The sequence below is a fragment of the Donghicola eburneus genome, assembly GCF_900115865.1.
Taxonomy (GTDB): Bacteria; Pseudomonadota; Alphaproteobacteria; order Rhodobacterales; family Rhodobacteraceae; genus Donghicola; species Donghicola eburneus.
This window is the reverse complement of record NZ_FOXY01000024.1, coordinates 1-19,502: the sequence shown is the minus strand read 5'-3', so window position 1 is coordinate 19,502 and position 19,502 is coordinate 1. Positions and strand designations below refer to the sequence as shown.

Below are 19,502 nucleotides of genomic sequence, written 5' to 3'. Positions count from 1 at the left end.
GGCAGAAAGTCATGGCTCTTTGCTGGATCCGAGCGCGGCGGAGACAGGGCGGCCTTCATGTACACTCTCATCGTCTCGGCAAAGATGAACGACATTGATCCACAGGCTTGGTTGGCTGATGTTCTCGCCCGGCTGCCGGACTTGCCCGTCTCGCGTCTCCCAGAATTGCTGCCGTGGCATTGGAAGAAACAACAGGATGCCGTCAACGCTGCCTGACCGTGGCCTACGCCGGATGCATACCCCTGACCAGCGTTGCTGACACAATCAAACGCATGAAAGACGCGAAGCTTATCGGCTGAGCGCATGCGACCAACCCAAGTGTGGTCAAGCCGAAACTCGGTGGGTGATCAGGCGGCGCTTACCCTTGGAGGTTGTTCAAAGCCGACTAATGACATAGCCTAAGCCATTAGCCCCAATACAGGCGGGCGGTCCCAATGGAGCCGTTACAGCCAAGTCGCGGCTGGGGGAAAAGCTGACTTACATCCACCGCCAGTGGGACGGTCTAAAAACTTTCCTGTCCGATGGCCGGGTCGAGATCGACTCCAACGCTGTCGAAAACCTCATTCGTCCGATTGCTCTCACAAGGAAAAACGTATTGTTTGCAGGCCATGATGAAGGCGCCCGGGCTTGCGGCCGCATCGCCTCTCTCATCGCGACCGCGAAGGTCAACAATGTCGAACCCTTTGCCTACCTCAAGGCAACCCTCGAAGCGATCACCGCTGGCCACCCGACAAGCCGCATCGACGAATTGCTGCCCTGGAACTTCAAGCCCGCAAGCTGAATTCCCGTGGCGTGCAGACGCCGCTTACCTTCGAGTTGTGTTTGAAGATATTAGAATTTTTGCCTTTCGGTTGGCCAGAGGAGAGACGCCTCATTTCATACCTCCATTTGCGAAGGAGTGGAATGCGACGCGCAGCAGAAGTCAATGCACCCAACCAGGGTAATGCTTCGGTTCTCTGCTCTCAAAATAAAAAGAATCGCAGCGCGCTACGGAGATGGTGGAGGAAACTACGACTAAAAAATTTTCTATTATCTCGCGCCGCATTGTGTATCATTCGCACATTCCCGAAATACCGGACGCGAACACCGAGTGCCTCAGCGCGTTTGCAAAGGTCGACGTCTTCCATATACATAAAATAACGTTCATCGAAGCCGCCGAGTTTTCTAAAAAGTCCGGCTTTTATCGCTAGAAAAGCGCCGGACGCCCAATCCGAAGTTTGAAGTTTCTCAAGTTGGTCTGCTGTGTAGCGGCTTGGCCCAGAGATTCCGATAAATGATAGCATCAAACTCAAGAGCTGCACCCTGGGTCTGACATTATGATCAAATCGGTCAGTTTTATTGTTCCATAGCATAGGCGCAGCGAACTCGAAGCCCTCAGCTTCCGCCTGATACAACAACTGACGCACCTGCTCGGGCGTTGCTATGATGTCGGGATTACAAATTACAAACCAATCTTCTGGATCCGGCTGAACAGTTTCGAAGGTCTTGTTATGGTTGCTTCCAAACCCGGCTCTGCGGAGATTAAGGGTATAGCTGACATCGTCTGGCACCCGGCGATCGCTCTCAGGTATGTTCTCACGCACAAAAATGCGGAAATCGCCGAATGCTGCGAGTAAACTGTTTTCTAACAGCATCTGCTGATGCCCATGTGATACGATTGAAATGTAGGTCTTCATGTTTTCTCGATATGGAAAGACGTTCCTGACCGCTTGCCTTTCACCGATGGGATAGAAACGGTAAATCGCTATGGGCAGCAGTGGATAGGGATCACTCCGGCATCCCTAAATTTATAGCAAGAGCCTCCCAGCGCCGCGCGATCGTTGGCCATTCTTCAAGGCTCTGGTATGCTGCAATGGCCTTTGAGTTCAATGTGGATGGCCCGCTTTCGATCGTGCGCAACAGGGCATCGGCCAAACTGTCCGAGTCCCCAACAGGGACAGTTTCGCCAAACTTGTCAACAAAATCGCCGGTCCCGTGTGGTTTCGTCGTGATGACAGTTTTGCCCATTCCAGCTGCTTCATAGACCGCCAGCGGAATTTCGGATGGTACCACCAAAAACGGCATCGCAATCGCTACGGCGTTGTCGATATGCGTTTGCAGCGCCACTGGATCTAGAGATGACCACACAAAGGCCAGCTTGTTGTGCGACCAACGCCGCTCAACATCGGCCTTGATTGTTTCAATGTCCAGATGCGCGTCAGACCTGAACAAACACAGCAGTGGAGGCACACTTGGTCTGTCGGCGATTTTGAGATACGCGTCAAGTAGAATGAATGCTCCGCGAATGGGAAGAGGAGGGCCCATGAACAGGAAGAAGGGCGGTTTGGCAAATAGCTCGTGGGCAAGTTGTTCCTCACCTCGAGAAGAGGCATGTAGCGGATCCCGGCCAGGGGCAATAGTTACTACTGGCTGCGTGATATAGTGGGCCAATTTGTTACGAGAGTAGTCCGAATTGGCTATGACTGCCTGCACGCCGAGAGCGTCGAGAGCGCGCCGAACTAAACTTTTGGGGAACACCGCTTGGACGATATAGGGAAGCAGACTATTAAGCGGCATTTTCCTGATGGCGCGGAGTAGATGTCTTAGTTCGAAGACGCTGCCGGGCAGATAGCCGATCCGGACGCCACCAATGCCCTTCATCAATTCCCGCATCATCCGATTGTGCGACCAGCTTACTGGAATGAACATTGCGTCGAAGATGGTTTCACCTAGCAATCTGAGAAGGGTCTTCCGCATGACGCGAATGTCTTCGCGCCGTATCGTGATTGTGCCGCGTTCCACTTCGTGCTCCATGGGTCTACCGATGTCCGCAATCGATAAAACCACTACTTCATGCCCTCTGGCACGCAGTCCTGCTGCAACCTCCAACACCGTGCGCCATGGCATTAAGCGCGTGTTGCGCGATGTCAATCCGAAGCTGACTATGAGAATCCTTGCCATGCTTTGTGATCACTTTTTATCCACGAATTCAGAGATTATTCCATGAAGGTTTTCTATCATGGTGCCTGACTGAAAATTTGTTTCGAAACGTTTACGCGCAGAATGTCCCATCCGCGCACGCAAATCAGGTGAGCATATCAATTCGCAGATCCGCTCTTCTGCTGCCGTATTGTCTAAATCTGCTACCAAAAATCCTTCTTGACCGTGTTGAATAGATTCTGAGTTGCCTCCCACGTCTGTTACTACAAGTGGCAAGCCCGCGCGCATCGCTTCCAATATCGCGACCGAATGGTTCTCTTGTCTTGATGTCATGGCGAAAATGTCAGCTGTGTAAAGAAGGTCTGCAATATCTTTCCGGTTTCCGAGAAAATGAACGCGATCTGAAACGCCAAGAGAAACCGCGAGCGATTTCAGTTCATCTTCGAGTTCTCCGCTTCCAACAATCTCTAACTCTACCTTAGAATATTTTTGTGCTACTCCTGAAAACGCATGCAGCAGAACGTCGATCCCCTTTGCCTCATTCAGACGCGAAACTGTGATGATCTTCACGCTATCTAAGTGACCGCGAGCCACACTGTGTGTTTTCGGTGTGATCAACCGTACGTCAGGTGATATACCGTTGTGCAACACCCTTAATTTCTCCTCTGGAACCCCTTTGTCCTTCAGCACCGCAGCGCTGTGTTGTGATACCGCTATGACGGCAGAAGCGTGACGTTTTATAAAACGTCTTTCGAGACGATCGAATATATAGGCCTTGACGCGCTCAATTATTGTGCGCGGGAAATATGTGCCGTGATAAGTTGACAGGATGGGCATATTGGATGGCAACAGCCTGCGCAGGAGGAAGCCGAGTATGGTTGCGTTGAATCCGTTCAAAAAAACAACATCAGACTCGTTCTCCTTAATGAGCTGAGCGGTCTCGCGCGCAGCGCGAAACAGATGCGACCTTCCTAGAGGCACGATATCAAATGCTGTGCCCGTCTTTGGTGTCTTTTGCGTCCCCATAGCCAACGGTCGCACGATCACCACATGCGAACACACACGCTCTGGCAAGAATTCATCCGCCTGAAGATAACTGTCCAAAACACTGTCCACACCCCCACCGAGATATCCCCAGATGACATGTGACACGCGAATGCCATTGCTCATTTTGGAGGCCTTTCATTTTTCTCTAAGAAGTCGAGAATTGCCTGTGCAACGGCTCGGCCAAATGACTGTTCCTGATCTGCAGACACCTGGCGCTGAGTGGATAGCGCCTGCTCAATTGCCGAAGCAAATTCAGGATAGGTTCGGGCGCTTAAAGCCCTACCACTGGTAGTGAGCTGCTTCACTAGTTCATCCTGATCATCAAGGGATTCCGACATTTCCCTCAACCTAGGCACCAGAACCAAAGGACGACCCATGGCCAATGCGTCAAGGCTACTTCCATAACCGCCCTGCGCCACGACAGCATCGGCCTTTTCCATCAGCTCAATAATTCTATTATGGGAAGTATAATCAAAACAGTGACACCCCACAGGCGGACGGGAAGATCCATGTTGAACCACAATCTCATAGCCCTTTTCCAGAGCCATTCTTTCTAGGAACACTACGAGCCTCTCAAACGGGTACGGATTAGTGCCGAAAAGCGCGAGAAGCATAGTGCAATTTCCGAATTACATAAGAAAAGTTAGGATGTAACGGTCGGACGCGACCGAAGTGGCAGGGGAAGCATAGCGTCTCTAGCATCTTTACGTTTGAACGCTGCATATTAAGTGCAACAACATAATATATTTTACGGCGCGTAATCCGTCAAAGGGTCACAGTATACTCGCCACAATCGCCTTGGGATAGAAGGGGAGCAAGGTTTCATTCTGGACAATAAAAAGAGAACTGAATGGATAGAGGATCCGACCTGTCATAGATGGAGTAGAGATACGAGCTCCTGTCTCCACAAATATGCATACTGAGCCTAACGCTTTTGACAACAAAAAAAATGGCACACTCATTCCCGCTCCTGTAGAAATTACTACGTCTGGTTTTAAGTGACGCGCATAATAGTATGCTTGGCCTAAATTCCTAATAAACCCAAAAATTGACCTGTGAGGATCCCTGATTGGTATAAATGCAAAATCACTAACAATGTTGCGTTCAGCCGCGTCAGTTTCCGTTATAACGGCATATGGGGCTGGCAGGAACCGAACAATAGTTAGAAGTTCAGTCAAGTGACCTCCGCCCGAAGATATACCGATTATACGCATAGCTTGAGGACCCTTCTCGCAGTTTCATTTGGCGGCATCCGATCAGTGTGCACCCCGTGGACAGAATATAGCCGCCGCAAAAGAGTATATATTCTCACCTTTTCAGAATAAGATTTATCCCAAACGATATCCGGCCTCCGCTCCTCAACAACTTTTTGAGAGCAGATCAAAAAAACACATACGTGCCGAGCTTGATGAGACTTGAGGCTAGCATGAAACATCCAAAGAACAAATCGAGTTTGCTTTGTTGAGAGGATTAGGTCAGCTACGATATCAAAGAGAAATCGATCGATTATGGTGACATATTGCGTTTTAAAGCGATCAACGACCCACCATTTAGGTAAAATGAAAACCATGCAGTCAAACCAGGCGAAACAAATATAAATATATGACCACGGAGCCTTATAATTATGGTAGCCTAGCGGGCCTATGGGGGTTTGCTCATAGTAGCTGAAGCCTAGCATTCGGCCAAATAAGTTGAACGCGCGCGCCAGAACGAAACCGAATCTGCGCCAACTAATGTGCACTAACTGTCCTTCGTCCAATTCTCTCGACAGTGCAGCGACAATAGAGGACTTCCCGCTTCCGTCGGGTCCGCTAAAAACAATTTTCATCGGAGGGATCTGTTCTTCTCGAGCGCAGAAATTGGCTCTTGCGCGTCAGGGTATTTTTTCAGCATTTCTGGCGACGAAAATAGCAACGCAGGGACTTCATCTTCTCTCATTCTATCTAAAAATTCATTCTCTGTAAAGCAATACACATCAATTGGTATGAAATTGAGGTTTGCCCATAACCGAATATAAGTCGCATAGCAATATGCCCGAAGAGATTGCACGAAGCCCCGTCGATGCTTGAAGCGCAGATCGAGATCCGAACTAGACTTCATCACGTGTCGACTGAAGCTACCGTAAATCAATATTTCGACTATACCATAGTGCTGCGCCGTCGCCTGCATCTTTCTCAATGCTAACTGCACTTTTTCGCTGGTAAGCCCAACGTCAGATAACACATAGCGCATCATTACTGGCAGCTGCCCATTAGACAAAAAATTAATCGCATGCCCGATAATGAGTGCTGAAATAATGTCCAGGCCGCAAAAGTTCATGAATAACGCTAAAGTAATCGTAATGCTAATTTTAAAGAATCGCTCCCCCAAAGTCATATAACGCATTCCCTGAAAGACAAAATATGACAAGACTGTAACCACAGGGAGATTGATAAGCCTATTTTCGCTTCGATACTTGTTTTTTGCCATTGTTATTTTTCCCGTTTCGCCTCACAATAAAATGGCCAGGCAACACACATTGATCTCAATATTTCCCAATTGGCTATTTGGCTGTCAGCCTACATACTCGATGTAGCTATGACCATCATTGCGAAAGAGGTTCAGTTTTCACTTACCTGAAAATCAAACATCAACCAACCTTAAAGTATAAGGGCTGTTGTGGTAAAGTTAGATGGTGCACTTGCGTTTCTGTTTCTTAGAAATGAATTTCGCAGCTTAGGGACGTTCGGTGTGTTTCGTGCGGCGATTTAAAAGTCCAAATTAATTTTACATTCCGTCCAACTTTTTAACAATGCGTGCTGGCACTCCGGCTGCCACGACGTTGCTTGGCACATCTCGTGTTACCGTGCTGTTTGCCCCAATCATAACATTGGATCCGACAGTGATTTTCCCCACCACGACTGCATTCGCTCCGAGAACTACATTGTCGCCGAATGTAGGGTGGCCGCCCCCAACACCATCGCCACCACATGTAACACCTTGACGGACGAAAAAACCGCTTCCGGCCTTCGTATGTCCGCCGATAACAAGTGTACCATTATGAGCAATAAAGAACCTCGGGCCAATGTTAGCGCGTTCAGAAATATCAGTGCCCGTCAAAAGTTGACCAAATCGTTTGATTAAGTGGCGCAGTGGCCCAAAAAAAATGCGTAAAGGCAAAGGCAATAGAAGCATTGACCTGGAAATCCGATAATAGATAAGCGACCAGGAAGTCAGCCATAAAAAAGGTGAAAGCAAGAAAGCACCTGGGAATGGTTCACGGTTCCCCCAACAACGTTTAAGATCCATCCCGAGATACTGGATTTGTTCAATAGATTTTTTCATTTATTTTAGATTATCTGCCTTTTGCAAAAGTTCCGACGTCGGTTGGTTTTTCACATTTGCCATAAATACGCAAATTGTTGCGGCGATATTGGCGCCTGCGTAGCCTAGAAGAGACAAGCCTACGCCGAGCAAACCATGAGACTTTGCGAAGACACACAACAGATACAAGTACGGTGGCAAAAGAACCATATGTATTCGCGTGATAAACCTCTCTCGGCCACTCATAAGTAAAGCGCTATTCAAAGAAGTCGCTGAACCCTGCAAAGCTCTGGTTGTAACAACCACCAAATACGTCCACTTCGCCTCGGATGGGAACTTTGTGTCAAAAATTGTACCGATAAATGGCAGCAGTGCAATCAAAATGATCCATAAGGTTGCCGACACCGACACACTAGTGAAAGCAAAGGTTCTCATTTGACGCCAAATTTCAATTAAAGGCTGCCCGCGAAGCCTTGCAACGAGGTTCTTCATATAGATGCTGAGTATTGCGATTGGCATGAGAACCAAGCCTGACATTCGCGTGATTATAGCGTAGAGAGCGGCGTCAAAGGGTCGCAGGAAAAAGCCGACGACAAGCCCATCTGCCAGCGACTGTACCGCTTGAAGGACTGAGGTAGCGTAAAAGGAACGGGCTTCAACAACACTTTTTGTGGGAGAGCCGATCCATCCCGTACCCTCAATTACGTCCGTTGGAGGCTTGCTTACGTAAATTGTCGTGAGGATCAGCGTAATAACTGATGCAAAGAGAAAAGAGAAAGCTAGGCCAAGCGCTTCTCCGCGAAAAAGAAAGGCTGCCAAAATTAAAACTAATGGATTGACGATTTCAAACAAGAAAAGCGAAAATTGCACCCGGCCGGATCCTCGAAGGACGAATATGTGGTTCCAACTAATCGCATAAATTGGCGCCGCAACGACTAGAACGGTGAAGACCAAGGCGACGTCTCTGGAATAGAAATGCCAGACAAACGATTGTGCGATCAGTGCAGCTGCTAAACCGGGCAGCGCCAAGAACCACCCGATCCGCACAAGGTTAGCGTAGCTTTTACGGTCACTGGATGCTGCTTCACGTTGTACGAAATGGTCTAGCCCGAATTGCGCGAAAACCATAGTGAGTCCAAAGACGCCTAACGCAATCGAAAATACCCCATACAACTCGGAGCCATAAAGGCGCATTAACACTATGAGCTGCACAGATTTGAGAGCAATCGCCATACCGCGCACCAGTAACGATACGACAATCGGGCTGGTGGCGACGCGCTTTGGAGTAATGATTACCATGATCAGCTTTCTGAGCCATAAGCGATTTCGATAGGCCTAGCTTTTTTCCGCCACGCCAGTTTGGAAGCCGAATTCGGTAAAATCTCGAGCATAGATTTCGTCAATCATCGGTACTATTTCATCATGTTCCAGAAGAGCGCGATATAGGCTCTTGTTTTTCGTACTTTTGTTTAGGTGCTTTAGCGTCACGTCTTTCTTCACTGCGAAGCGCGTGCGAATACTATCTTCCAATCCAGAAAGATCGTTTATGGAGAAAACATCGTTAACCAGCCTCCGCCCTTCTTCGTCGAAAACCCAGTCCGATTGAGGATTTGCTATGGATAACCCTTTAGAATTGTAGGGTCCCACTGGCTCGCACCCTTCGCGAACACTTAAAATGAAGTCCAAGAAACTACCTTCGAACAACGATATGGGCGGTGCAGAAAGATAGGAGTATAGCGAAAAGGCGCGGGCGTAGGGGTTGCGAACAATGCAGAACTTATAAGCTTGCTTGTCGAATTCGTTGGAAACAATCCCTTTGTTCAGTAGAGCGCCGTAATGAACATGACCGAAGGTTACTCGACCAAAGTTCGGAAAACGCGCTAGCTCGTGGGGATTGATGAATTTTACCATATTAATGGCATCTTCGAGCCATTGATAAACCGACGTACCCGCAGATTTGGGTATCCAAACGAAAACCGCACAAGGATATCGCGTCCGGCTTGCGCGTAAGGCGCGGGAATACCCGAATCTTAACCTGCTGGTTTCACGTGCAGTGAGGCGATTTATGAATGTGTACTTCACGGTTTTTACCTATTGATCGGATTTTATCTCGAATCCTAGTTGATTGTAGATTGCAATATACGCGTCGGCCACATGTTCTGGGGCGCAACTCGCAAGAACAGGCCGAGCTGCTGATGCGATTTCTGATTTTTGAGTGTCCCATCCTAAAACATCCATTATAGCCTCTGCGAATTTTTCTGCCTCTGGCGCAACAATTCTGCCTGTCCGCCCATCATCGATTACACTTGCCACATCGCCGACAGGAGTGCTCACAACCGGGATGCCACATGACAAAGCTTCTTTTACAACTGTTGGCGATGCTTCGTGATGCGATGTAAGGAGCAGGACCTTAGCATCTGAAATCGCGTCAACTATAGAAGACGGCGAGACTTGGCCTAGCATGGCAACACTTTCTGAGAGGCCCATTTGCTCGATTGTCTGCTGAAGTTGTTCACGCAACTCACCGTCTCCCGCAATTACAAGACGAGTGTCAGGTTTGTGCTGTATCACAATTTTCCAAGTGTCCAAGAGAAGAGGGAGGTTTTTAACCGAGGCCAAGCGGCCAATAAACAAACAAACAGGCTTGTTGTCCATAAGTTCGGTAAAATAGTGACTCTCCTTCGGTCCGAACGCCGAGAGGTCAACCATCGATGGTATAATACTAATCTTTCGTGAACGCATTCTGGCGCCATGGCGTGTTTGAAACTGTTCTTGCACGTCAGCACTGACTGCAACTATCTGGTCGACACGAGACAGCAGCCATCCCTCAATAAATTTGAAAAAAGGAAAAACTATACGCGAGAGAGACAAACCAAATCGCTCAGGGAATACGGTGAAAGTTCGACCATGCAGCGTAGCGATGCACTTGATCGAACGTCCGAGAAACGGCATTGCAAAATATAAGCGATGAACATGGACCACGGCATCTTGCGCTCCAATGTAACGCCAACGTGCCCACAAGCATTTTAACATAAAGACGAGCGTATTGTCAGTACTGTTAGCGACAGGGATGTAGCGGATATTGCCGCGTGTCTCCGCTTTACCCCCGGCGCCGAAGAAGAAGAGGCGACCGCCTTTGCCCTCAATGGCTAAAGCTAATTGCTTGACATAGCGGACGCCACCACCCTGTCCCTCTACAAATGGATTGGTCTGATAGACCAAAACTAGGATTGGCTTTTGCTTGGATGTCATCAGGTAACAAGGCTCCAGGAATGATCGACGGGTGATTTATGTGAATGTTCGATTTTTGCGCCTGTATTTTTCAATTTTTTTTTACTTACATGATGCAAGACGATCGACAGTATCAGGAATGTGGGCGACAAAACCATGTTAGTGTGAAGTGCGGAAAGAAAGAAAAGTAGCATGTAGCTGTCGAAGCGCGTCCTGATCAGAAGCAGCAGCATCATAACTATGTATAGACCTACACCTAAGAGACCCGTATCATAGAGTAGATATAGAAGATCTAAATGGGGGAATTCTAATCCTTGGCTGGTGAGGCGCTTCACGCCGTTCAATCCTTCAGCACCCAGAAGCAACGATAAAAAGCTGGGCTCAGAAGAAATCCATCCCATAATTACCCTTTGAGTTTGAATTCGGCCACTGGAAAAGGCTTCGAGGTCAGAGTTACTGCTTATTTGGAGCCGATCAAAAAGCGGAACTTTGGTTAAAATATCTGGGCTTATGGCGATGATGCACGCCATGAGGGTAGCCGCGGCGAACAGCTTAAAGAAAGACCGCACACCTAACAGGTTCTTCACAATTAGAATAATCACTAAAGACAGGAAAGCGCCCCGTGATTGCGTCAAAAATATGGTCCAAATCGGCACTATCGCGAGCGTGCAAAACGTAAATCGATGGAGCCGTCCTTGAGTTAGCATTAACGAGAGGTAAATAAGCATTATAGCGGCCATCAGCGAATAAGTCGTACCGGAGCCAAACCCCTTTGATCTTCCGGTCAATGTGTCAGCTGCAGAAAAGCTGGAATTGTAAAAAACATGGAAAACGAGTTGCAAGGTCAAAAAGACTACAGCAGTCCGGTCAATTGCTTCTTGATTGCGGGCATGCAGCCGTGCACCCGCGAAGGCTGACATCAGGAAGAGTAGCGGAATGCATGGGTTTGTGATGAGCGATGTCGGATTGGAAAAGTTATAAAGAGCAATAATCAATAACACGGCCAGAGAAAAGCAAACTATTCCAATCGAGATAGATCTAATGCGGAACAGCAGGAATAGTGATGCGAGGCCAAGAAAAAGTTGTAATGGCAAAGTGTTCCCGCCACCGGTAAAGTAGCTTAGATTAGTAATGCTCGCATTTAAAGCCGTGCCAGCGAGCATCGCTGTAATCCACCGATTTAGCCCGCTTATTGTCAACGGCCAATCCCCTGTCCGAGTCGAAATTTGTGAATATTTGAGAGGAGGTGTCTGAAACTCTGGCTGAATGTATTATGCAACATTTAGATCCTTAGAGTGTAATCTTCTGAACTACAGTTCCTGGCATGAAGAGACCCTTGTTGCGTTGCTCTATACAAATGAGATGTCATCTACCTTCGGCTAGCGGCAAATTCATATGCCATCGGCGCTTTGAAGCATTTCCCCCGATCGAAAAAGCAGAAGCTTGAGACGTTTTGCTATGAGCGACGGAGGCCATAACAGCCGACTGGGTCTCGACTACGCTCACGCACGACTGCAGGTCAACAGAGAAGATACTAGTTTTTTTTCACACCGTATTGGTAGCGATAACTGCCTCGATAGTAACCATATCTCGTAGAATATGAACCATAACGACTTCGATTTTGATCATAAGAGTTCAAAATAACGCCAGAAAATGAAGCATTTACAGTTTCCAACACCTTAACTGATGCTTCGATTTCTGCAGTAGTTGTTCGAAGATGTGAAATAGCGAGAAAACTAGAAATGCCAGAGCCCGCCACAATTGCTGGATCCGTAACAGCAAGAATTGGTGCGCAATCGAAAATAATAAGATCGTACTCTGTCTCTGAAGCAGAAATTAACGTTTGGAAGTTTATTGTCGATAGCAACTCTGATGGGTTGGGCGGGTAGCCACCTGTTGGGATGAAGTCTAGATCAAACCGAGCTGAATGATGTATAAATTTTCCAACATCTCCCCCTCCAGCCAGAAAATTTGCTAAGCCAGGCGTCTTTCGCGATAAGCCGAATGGCTTATGAAGTTCGCCACGACGCAAATCACTGTCGATCAAAAGAACTTTGGAGCCGGCTTGTGCCGCTATGATTGCCAAATTTAATGATATGAATGACTTACCTTCGTTCGGCGCTGCCGATGTGATTGCGATCGCCTTCGCATTATTCGCTGCTAGGCTAAAATGAAGACCGGTACGTAAGGCACGCAAAGATTCAGTTGCCAAATTTTCAGGCTGGGAGATTGCTAAGGTATAGTTCTTGTCATTTGCATTTGACTTTCGAAGCCCCTCAACGAGTGGGATTGTAGCAAAAACGGACAAGCCTAGCTTCTCAATCTCGCGCTCATCTTCAATGCCGTGTTTTAGCGCGTTTCGGAGGAGGACTACGCAGCAGGCAGAAAACACACCCAACACAATCGCTAGTGCGATGGGATTCATACGGTTCGGGCCACTCAAGAGCGCATCTTCAGCAGTCTCCAGAACGCGAATGGTGCCCACTGCGCTTGCCTTAACGATACGCAACTGGTCCAATCTCAGAAGAAGTTGTTCTTTAAGCTCTCTGGCAGCCTGCACATTCTTTGTGAGCTGAGCCAACTGCTGCTCAGTTTCAGGGACTGAGTCCAATTCTCCACGCAAGGATAGAAGGCGCTGTTCGAACTCTTGCTCCTGAGCCACTAACCTTTGAAAGTCCGGATGGCTTTCCGTGACCTGTGTCGCCAATTGTGACTTCTGAAAGCCGATTTCCTCCAGCTTTGTTTCCAACTCTACAATGCGGGCCAAGACATCTTGCGTCGTCGCTGAAAGGCTTGCGTATGCTCCCGATGAATCGATGTAAGAGTTGAATGCTTGCAGCGCAGATTGAAGGTTTGCGTCAGCAATAGGAAGTTGCTCTTCGATAAATCCAATGCTTTGATCGACCTCTGCGGAGCGCCGATTCAGAGATTGCCGCTGATACTCGCGAACAACCGCATTCACAATCGAAATTGAAGCTTCCGGATCGTAAGCAGTGACGGAAAAGTCTACGATTCCTGTCCCTGAACGACCTCCACGCTCAGAAATGTTCAAGTTTTTTGCGAGCCGCGCCGCAGCAAAGCGAACCGGTACAAACGTCACCTCAAACTGCGCGCCTGGTCGCGCTCGAATTTCTTCCACAAATATTCTGGCCAGACCTTCAATTACAAGTTCTACGCCAACAGTTCCACGATCTTGTGTCATAACTCCGGTGATCGGATCAGTGTAACTGACTAAGTAGCGACCTTGATCTTCCGCTGTTATGAGCAGTTCAAGCGTTTCGAAAGAGCTGAGATTCTCAAAATCTGCAAGATCAACAACTTCATGAGTATATGCATATCGACTGGGTATCCGTTCGCGCACCGTAGCAAGAAAATCAAAATCTTGTAAGAGGTAGGAATAGCGATAAAAAAAGTCTTGAATAAACGGTGGGCCGACCGGCGTCACGGTTACATTCAGATCCAGCGCTCGAACGACTTCTCCCAATGTCAGGCGCGACTTAATGACGTGGAATTCGGTCTGCAGCTCCGATTCTTGATCGACACCTGCCAGTAGCTCACCAATTAATTCACTCGGTAGAGCAATATTGGAAGCGCGCTTCTCAATCTGAACGACTGAAGATGCCGTGTATTCATCTCGAGCAGTCTGGGCATAGATTAAGGCCACGGCAGCAAAGACACAAGCACACCCTAGAATAAACCATTTCTTCGCAAGCAGCTGATGCAGGATAGAGATGAGGTCGACTTCATGTTGCACGTCGTTCTCCTGCACAGCGTTGCCTTTCGAGTACTGCATCAAACGTCCTTTAGTTTTTGCGCCCAAATCTTCGCACTCTCGAGTATGAGCGATACCGAGTGCATGTGTGCGGCGACACCCATCCTGTATGGGTCAGGAATTTTTTTCTGATCTTCAAAGTGACCAAGTAGAAATGTCTTTCCAGAGGCGAAAGGCCAGCGCCGCATTATGTCGCGCCGATGATGATTTTCCATAACAAGAATAGCTTTTGCTCCAAGCACCAACTCTTGAGTACACTGCTGTGCTGAATGCACGGGAACTTCTAATCCCTGCATCTCAGCGGCCTTCCGGGTTTTCGGATCGACATCATTGCCGACAAGTGCCCCTAGACCAGCAGAATCAAAATCAGCGTCTGGTAAGTGAGACGCAAGAGCAAACGCGGCGATCGGTGATCGGCAAATATTACCTGTGCAAACCGTTAAGATCATGACCTTACTTACTCAGTAGCCAATGCGCGACCAGCTGAAGCTGCGCGTGTGACACCAGTGACTGGCGAAAGCACTTTCGTAATATTGTCGGTAACACGAGTGATGGGGTCGCTCGTAACGTAGAGGATATCTTGCGGCAGCACGGCCATCTGAGATGCGATCAAGTAAGTATCTGCGTTTTGTAGATCGATCTGATAAACATCGTATCCTCCAGCCACGGGGCCAGAACGCCGGAATACAAAAACTCCACGCGTGTCAGCGCGAAGCTTGTCCAATCCACCAGATTGCGCCAAGACTGAAGTCACGTTTGTCTCACCGACCTTTATAGGTACTTCACGGGTGGGAACCTCGCCGAACACGTAAATACTCTGACCGTCCAGACGCGGGACTGTCACGATATCGTTTGGCAAGAGAATGGGGTTTGCGCCGATGCCGCGCGTGATGAACGCCTCAAGGTTTACGGTGTACTTTCGCCCTGCCCTTGAGATCGTAACCGCTGAGAGGTCCGCCTCGTCTGTCGGCACCGCGGTGTTCACCAAACTGAGCAGACGGAGGGGATTGTTTGTCAAGATCGTCTCACCCTGCTGAGTAACCTCTCCGGTGAGAGTTACCCGACGTGAAACGAAATCTGCGACACTCACTTCAACCTGCGGCATCGCAATGTACTCGGAAAGCGCCTGCGTCAGATATTCGCGGATCTCTGCAACCGAACGTCCAGCCGCAGGAACGTCACCGACATAAGGATAGAAAAACTTACCTGTTTCCTCCACGACGATCGGCCTCGGCGGCACCAAGGACCCTTGTGCAGAACTACGCTCCGGCCCCGTCCAGATGCGGATATCAAGGCCGTCACCTACTCCAACGCGATAGGTGTAGCGTGAGCTATCTCTCGGCGGGTTACCGATAGCGGCGTCGGGAGCAACGTATTCGGCGGTCAGACGAGCGACATTGTCTCTGGTTACTTTGATAACTCGAATGTCGCGATCGACTAGGTTCTTCTGACCAGCTTCGGTAATTGGAAATGTGGTTTGTGGAGCGCATGCAGTCAGCACAGCAGCGCCCGCGCCCAAAAGTACTGCACGCCGAGCAACGTTCAGTTGACCTCGGAAAGGCTTACATTGTTTCTGAAACACAACACGATTCCCAAATGTCTAAAGTTCTGCAAAATTGATAGTCAGCTAGCACGAAACACATTCCTTTGGCTAGTTCACAAACTCCACCATTGCGTAACCCAAAGTGTCTCCCAACCATTGCCGCGAGGTTACTTGGTGGCTAGTTTGGTCAAAATAGTAGCGGTTTTCGATGTCTCGTCCCGGCCTGATGCAGGTCTCGCTCACAGATGAAAGTTCGGCTCTTCCGTTCAATCTGGGCACAATTTCAGCAGGATTTATCTCATAGAGACACTCATAGCTCACGGTACTAAGCTTGTTTTCCCCGTCCAGAAACGAAAATGAGCGCACCGCTTTTGTCTGATACTCATTCTGCCTAAAAAACTCGCTTGGCACCAAGCCAACGTTGCTGCCCATAAGGTCAAAGGCCAACCCACGCGTTGAAACAACGACGCCGTTTTCGAGTGTGAGGGCTTGGTCTTCAAGAGAACGCCAAGTGACCAAGTCTCCGTTGACGGTATCAATACCTGTCAGAGCAGCCGATTCCGCCTGTGGAAGTTCGACGAGCATCACGCGAACGGGCAGTTGGGCCACAACCTGTGGCGCAAGCTGCCCACGCAGATTTGGCATCTCTTCCTTGGCGCCGCACGCTGCGAGAGCTGTCAAGGCAATACCGACCGCAAAAAGCCTCATTTCCAGAAACGCCCCCAGCTATCTGCCAACTCAGGCTTCTGAAGCTCTCGTACAGCGTCGTACAAGCGCCCGGAAACATTCACCCGCGCGCCGCCGTCCCGCATAATCGGCCGCAGCGTTGTTGAGTATCGATTAGAGGTTGGCTCACCAGATACCAAGTTCGTCGGGATGGTGACTTGAAAACCTTTATCGAATGAGCCTTCACCGAAGTCCTCGAACGACACATCGGTTAGCGTTGCAAATGCGCCGATCCGCCAGCCATTTTCGAACTCTCTGGCGAGCGACAGAGTACCGCCTTTATCCCCTGCCAAATAGCGCCCGACGTCAACCTGAGCGTGGTACCCGCTCCCTAATTCGTAATACAACGACACATGTCCGCTTGCGACATCATAGTCCCTAAGGCCGAAATGCTGGTCGAAATCACGCTGCTTCACATAATTCATTTCGAGACCGACGCCGTAGCGCTTGTCATAAGGCTTCCAAAGCACTTCCGTCGAGATGCCGGCGAACGCAGGCTCCAGATAGCCGATGGTTGCTCGCGTGAAAACACTAGGAGCCGCTTGATAGCGATGATTGTAGGTAAGCTCAGTGAGGAGCAGATCGCCATTCTTGTCGTATCTGTTCATTTCACTGCGGACGCGCGGCAAAACCGAATCTGACTCTCGGGTTGACTCGGACAGGGTACCAGCGACGCGCTGACGCATGATACCTTGAACGTAGCTTCCTTCGAAAAACTCATATGTCCCGCGCACCTGTACGCCGACATCTCCACGGTACGGATCATCAGGGTCAAAGTACGATGACTTTATATAGGGCGTTACGCTGAGCTCTCGATCCAAGGAGCTCGGCAAAACTGGCGCTTGCGTATTAAGGTCCGGCTCTTGGAAGTCAGCCGCGAGATAGCTTTGCCAGCTTCCATCAAAGTGGTTCTCATTTGCCTCAAGCATTTCGCGCATCATCACGACTTCAGCGCCTTTCACACCAGACGACACTGGCGTGATAGAAAACCTCTTAATCTCGGGCGGAAGTGTTCGAGTCATGACCCGCGCCGTGCGCCCGATGACTTGAGCAGGACGTGAATACCCGCTGCGCACAACTTCTACATAGGCAGTGTCCTGCGAGATGTTGAACCGCTTCAAGCTGAGGTTTTGTTGCTCCAAAGCAGCCTGCAATGCCGATGTGCCCGAGGAAACGTCACGCGGCGAAGACCAACCCAAAGCTTGTGCAGATAGAGCCTCCGCAGGCGCAACTGCGGGCGGAGCAGGGTCGAGGCCGGGACCGAAGGTCGGCTCTTTCGGGTTAAGATAAGTCGTCGCCATCACGCCTATTTCTGAACCATACAGGTAATACGCAGACAGCTCGTAATTTTGCTTCCCGACGTATTTGAGGCCAAAGTTATAGGGTGTTTTTTGGTTGAATACCTTTCCTTCGGTCCTGGGATAGACGTCAGGAGAATACTCAGCCATCAAAACTAAATCCGGCCGTGGTCGCCATTCAATACCACCAAAGAACGCTCCATCTCCGCGAAATAGCTGGCCAAACTGGACAGTGCCCCCTTGATCATCTTCCAGACTATAGTCCCTTTGAGGTCGCCTATTAAATTTATCGTCTAGGACCCCAAGGGGATTCTTAAAGTTAGAGCGCCCAGAAATGCGTCCGAAACCGATTCCTGCGCTTAAGCTCAGGGAATCAAAAAGTGATTTTGTTGCTACCAAGTACTCAGATGCCGTAATACCAGTCCCCAGCGCATCATTTACGCCCAACGCAAGAGCGGGAGCAAACTCCGACTCTTTTTTTAATAACAACTGTATGCTAAAGCTCCGATCATAGAGATCGGTGCCGCCTCCGAAATCGCGCAATCGCGAATATCTGAAGCCCAAGTTCACCCTCGGATGAAACTGAAAATTGATGAGATTTCGATTCTCCGCAGTAAAGTGGGATAGGCCGAAGGAGAGACGTGCATCCGGAAATATCTTGGCTACTGGCATCTCGATGATACCTGGCGCTCCATAGCTGTTATGAGTGACAAAAAGAGTATCTCCGCTTTGACTCAAAGCGGAGGAGGCAACCGAGATAAACCCGGCCGCAAGCAACGACACAACTGACTTCATACTCGCCTCTGCATTCTGCCTCGGAGATATCTGTGCATAGATATCTCTAATGGTTTTTTGATCCTAGATTTTCCTCAGCTTGAGCAAGGGTCAACAATTAACTATAATTTACATTTATAGTGTGGCTTAAATTCATCTAACCATTCACAAAATACAGCTTTGCACCCAAGGTCACAAAACACTCGACCTCAGTCACGCGTTAACAAAATCCGTTCGGGCTGGCCAGTCCGAACACCCAGAAGGTGAACCGTTCAGGGGCGCACGACCTCATTTAAAGCTTTGCCACCTTCTGCGAGCCGAACATCTCTCAGTCATCTGCACTAGTACGCAAAATCAAGCGCAGCTTGCTATCATTCGTTGAAAACCAAAGACCATCAACAAACAATGCACCTGCGTAGAACCGCGTCCAAAACACCGAGCAGAAAAAGTAGGCGCAACTAAAATAATTCTACTGACATATCCAACTTGGCAGTGCTGTTCACTTCGCGGTGTGATATACCGAAATATATCCTTCTGACCATATTCTAGAGACACACTTTGCAAAAAATTTCTGTTGTAACGGCAGTCTTCAACCGCGAAGGCACGATTGTGAACGCGTTACAGAGCGTTGCTGAGCAAGATTACCCCAACGTCGAGCACGTCATTTAGGATGGCGGCTCCAAAGACGGCACTCTCGATGTAATAAAGCAGTTCGAGACCCCGAACGTCAGCTTGGAAAGCAAACCCGACGGGGGATCTATGATGGAATCAACAAGGGCATCCAGCGGACGACCGTACGCCTTCGGCGAGGGCCGTCTTAGCGCATTGAGGAATTAGGCTTAAGGCATGGCTTATGTCATGTTTAAGCAACTTCCCCACCGTCGAGGTT

Annotated in this window: 17 protein-coding genes and 1 pseudogene; 2 read left to right on the top strand and 16 right to left on the bottom strand. The window is 49.0% G+C overall.

Annotated elements, in window-relative coordinates:
- The coding region (locus tag BM225_RS20610) for a transposase domain-containing protein (protein WP_143095413.1) at positions 1-216 on the top strand (216 nt) is incomplete at its 5' end.
- Between the two features lie 226 nt (positions 217-442).
- Positions 443-781 (top strand): annotated as a pseudogene (locus tag BM225_RS20605) (IS66 family transposase); the annotation flags it as partial.
- A 181-nt stretch (positions 782-962) separates the two neighbouring features.
- Here the strand turns inward: BM225_RS20605 and BM225_RS20600 are convergent.
- The 16 genes from BM225_RS20600 to BM225_RS20520 all read right to left on the bottom strand — a co-directional run bounded on the left by BM225_RS20600 (position 963) and on the right by BM225_RS20520 (position 18,634).
- Positions 963-1,676, bottom strand: a complete 714-nt coding sequence (locus tag BM225_RS20600; protein WP_092465419.1) for a glycosyltransferase family protein — start codon at positions 1,674-1,676, stop codon at positions 963-965.
- A gap of 91 nt (positions 1,677-1,767) precedes the next feature.
- Complete coding sequence (locus BM225_RS20595) at positions 1,768-2,940, bottom strand: glycosyltransferase family protein (protein ID WP_092465418.1); 1,173 nt, start codon at positions 2,938-2,940, stop codon at positions 1,768-1,770.
- A gap of 9 nt (positions 2,941-2,949) precedes the next feature.
- Entirely contained in the window at positions 2,950-4,089 is a 1,140-nt protein-coding gene (locus BM225_RS20590; protein WP_092465417.1) for a glycosyltransferase, read from the bottom strand.
- Positions 4,086-4,580: a glycosyltransferase gene (locus tag BM225_RS20585; protein ID WP_092465416.1), complete on the bottom strand. Its 495-nt coding sequence runs from the start codon at positions 4,578-4,580 to the stop codon at positions 4,086-4,088. The genes BM225_RS20590 and BM225_RS20585 overlap by 4 nt, the downstream gene beginning before the upstream one ends.
- Positions 4,581-4,739: 159 nt before the next feature.
- Positions 4,740-5,180: a PssD/Cps14F family polysaccharide biosynthesis glycosyltransferase gene (pssD, locus tag BM225_RS22455; RefSeq protein WP_092465415.1), complete on the bottom strand. Its 441-nt coding sequence runs from the start codon at positions 5,178-5,180 to the stop codon at positions 4,740-4,742.
- A gap of 610 nt (positions 5,181-5,790) precedes the next feature.
- Positions 5,791-6,435 carry a hypothetical protein gene (locus BM225_RS20570; RefSeq protein WP_092465413.1) on the bottom strand — a complete coding sequence of 215 codons (645 nt, stop codon included), beginning with the start codon at positions 6,433-6,435 and terminating at the stop codon, positions 5,791-5,793.
- A gap of 297 nt (positions 6,436-6,732) precedes the next feature.
- On the bottom strand, positions 6,733-7,290 hold the full coding sequence (locus BM225_RS20565; RefSeq protein WP_092465412.1) for a serine O-acetyltransferase: 558 nt from the start codon (positions 7,288-7,290) through the stop codon (positions 6,733-6,735).
- Entirely contained in the window at positions 7,291-8,568 is a 1,278-nt protein-coding gene (locus BM225_RS20560) for a lipopolysaccharide biosynthesis protein (protein WP_092465411.1), read from the bottom strand.
- 36 nt (positions 8,569-8,604) lie between these two features.
- The gene (locus BM225_RS20555; protein ID WP_092465410.1) at positions 8,605-9,180 is read right to left on the bottom strand and encodes a hypothetical protein; all 576 of its coding nucleotides are present in this window, start codon (positions 9,178-9,180) and stop codon (positions 8,605-8,607) included.
- 180 nt (positions 9,181-9,360) lie between these two features.
- A complete protein-coding gene (locus BM225_RS20550; RefSeq protein ID WP_092465409.1) occupies positions 9,361-10,521 on the bottom strand; it encodes a glycosyltransferase family 4 protein in 1,161 nt (386 codons plus the stop codon).
- On the bottom strand, positions 10,521-11,663 hold the full coding sequence (locus BM225_RS21725; RefSeq protein WP_143095434.1) for a hypothetical protein: 1,143 nt from the start codon (positions 11,661-11,663) through the stop codon (positions 10,521-10,523). The genes BM225_RS20550 and BM225_RS21725 overlap by 1 nt, the downstream gene beginning before the upstream one ends.
- A gap of 371 nt (positions 11,664-12,034) precedes the next feature.
- On the bottom strand, positions 12,035-14,293 hold the full coding sequence (locus tag BM225_RS20540) for a polysaccharide biosynthesis tyrosine autokinase (protein ID WP_092465407.1): 2,259 nt from the start codon (positions 14,291-14,293) through the stop codon (positions 12,035-12,037).
- Complete coding sequence (locus tag BM225_RS20535; protein ID WP_092465406.1) at positions 14,293-14,721, bottom strand: low molecular weight protein-tyrosine-phosphatase; 429 nt, start codon at positions 14,719-14,721, stop codon at positions 14,293-14,295. The genes BM225_RS20540 and BM225_RS20535 overlap by 1 nt, the downstream gene beginning before the upstream one ends.
- 8 nt (positions 14,722-14,729) lie before the next feature.
- Positions 14,730-15,854: a polysaccharide biosynthesis/export family protein gene (locus BM225_RS20530; protein WP_092465405.1), complete on the bottom strand. Its 1,125-nt coding sequence runs from the start codon at positions 15,852-15,854 to the stop codon at positions 14,730-14,732.
- A 69-nt stretch (positions 15,855-15,923) separates the two neighbouring features.
- Positions 15,924-16,523, bottom strand: a complete 600-nt coding sequence (locus BM225_RS20525) for a YjbF family lipoprotein (protein WP_092465404.1) — start codon at positions 16,521-16,523, stop codon at positions 15,924-15,926.
- Positions 16,520-18,634: a YjbH domain-containing protein gene (locus BM225_RS20520; RefSeq protein ID WP_092465403.1), complete on the bottom strand. Its 2,115-nt coding sequence runs from the start codon at positions 18,632-18,634 to the stop codon at positions 16,520-16,522. Before BM225_RS20520 ends, BM225_RS20525 begins: the two co-directional genes overlap by 4 nt.
- Positions 18,635-19,502: the final 868 nt, after the last annotated feature.

Bases quoted from the DNA above. Each gene is read 5' to 3' on its own strand.
- BM225_RS20600 (WP_092465419.1), bottom strand. From the start codon at position 1,676: ATGAAGACCTACATTTCAATCGTATCACATGGGCATCAGCAGATGCTG.
- BM225_RS20595 (WP_092465418.1), bottom strand. From the start codon at position 2,940: ATGGCAAGGATTCTCATAGTCAGCTTCGGATTGACATCGCGCAACACG.
- BM225_RS20590 (WP_092465417.1), bottom strand. From the start codon at position 4,089: ATGAGCAATGGCATTCGCGTGTCACATGTCATCTGGGGATATCTCGGT.
- BM225_RS20585 (WP_092465416.1), bottom strand. From the start codon at position 4,580: ATGCTTCTCGCGCTTTTCGGCACTAATCCGTACCCGTTTGAGAGGCTC.
- pssD (WP_092465415.1), bottom strand. From the start codon at position 5,180: ATGCGTATAATCGGTATATCTTCGGGCGGAGGTCACTTGACTGAACTT.
- BM225_RS20570 (WP_092465413.1), bottom strand. From the start codon at position 6,435: ATGGCAAAAAACAAGTATCGAAGCGAAAATAGGCTTATCAATCTCCCT.
- BM225_RS20565 (WP_092465412.1), bottom strand. From the start codon at position 7,290: ATGAAAAAATCTATTGAACAAATCCAGTATCTCGGGATGGATCTTAAA.
- BM225_RS20560 (WP_092465411.1), bottom strand. From the start codon at position 8,568: ATGGTAATCATTACTCCAAAGCGCGTCGCCACCAGCCCGATTGTCGTA.
- BM225_RS20555 (WP_092465410.1), bottom strand. From the start codon at position 9,180: ATGGTAAAATTCATCAATCCCCACGAGCTAGCGCGTTTTCCGAACTTT.
- BM225_RS20550 (WP_092465409.1), bottom strand. From the start codon at position 10,521: ATGACATCCAAGCAAAAGCCAATCCTAGTTTTGGTCTATCAGACCAAT.
- BM225_RS21725 (WP_143095434.1), bottom strand. From the start codon at position 11,663: ATGCTCGCTGGCACGGCTTTAAATGCGAGCATTACTAATCTAAGCTAC.
- BM225_RS20540 (WP_092465407.1), bottom strand. From the start codon at position 14,293: ATGCAGTACTCGAAAGGCAACGCTGTGCAGGAGAACGACGTGCAACAT.
- BM225_RS20535 (WP_092465406.1), bottom strand. From the start codon at position 14,721: ATGATCTTAACGGTTTGCACAGGTAATATTTGCCGATCACCGATCGCC.
- BM225_RS20525 (WP_092465404.1), bottom strand. From the start codon at position 16,523: ATGAGGCTTTTTGCGGTCGGTATTGCCTTGACAGCTCTCGCAGCGTGC.
- BM225_RS20520 (WP_092465403.1), bottom strand. From the start codon at position 18,634: ATGAAGTCAGTTGTGTCGTTGCTTGCGGCCGGGTTTATCTCGGTTGCC.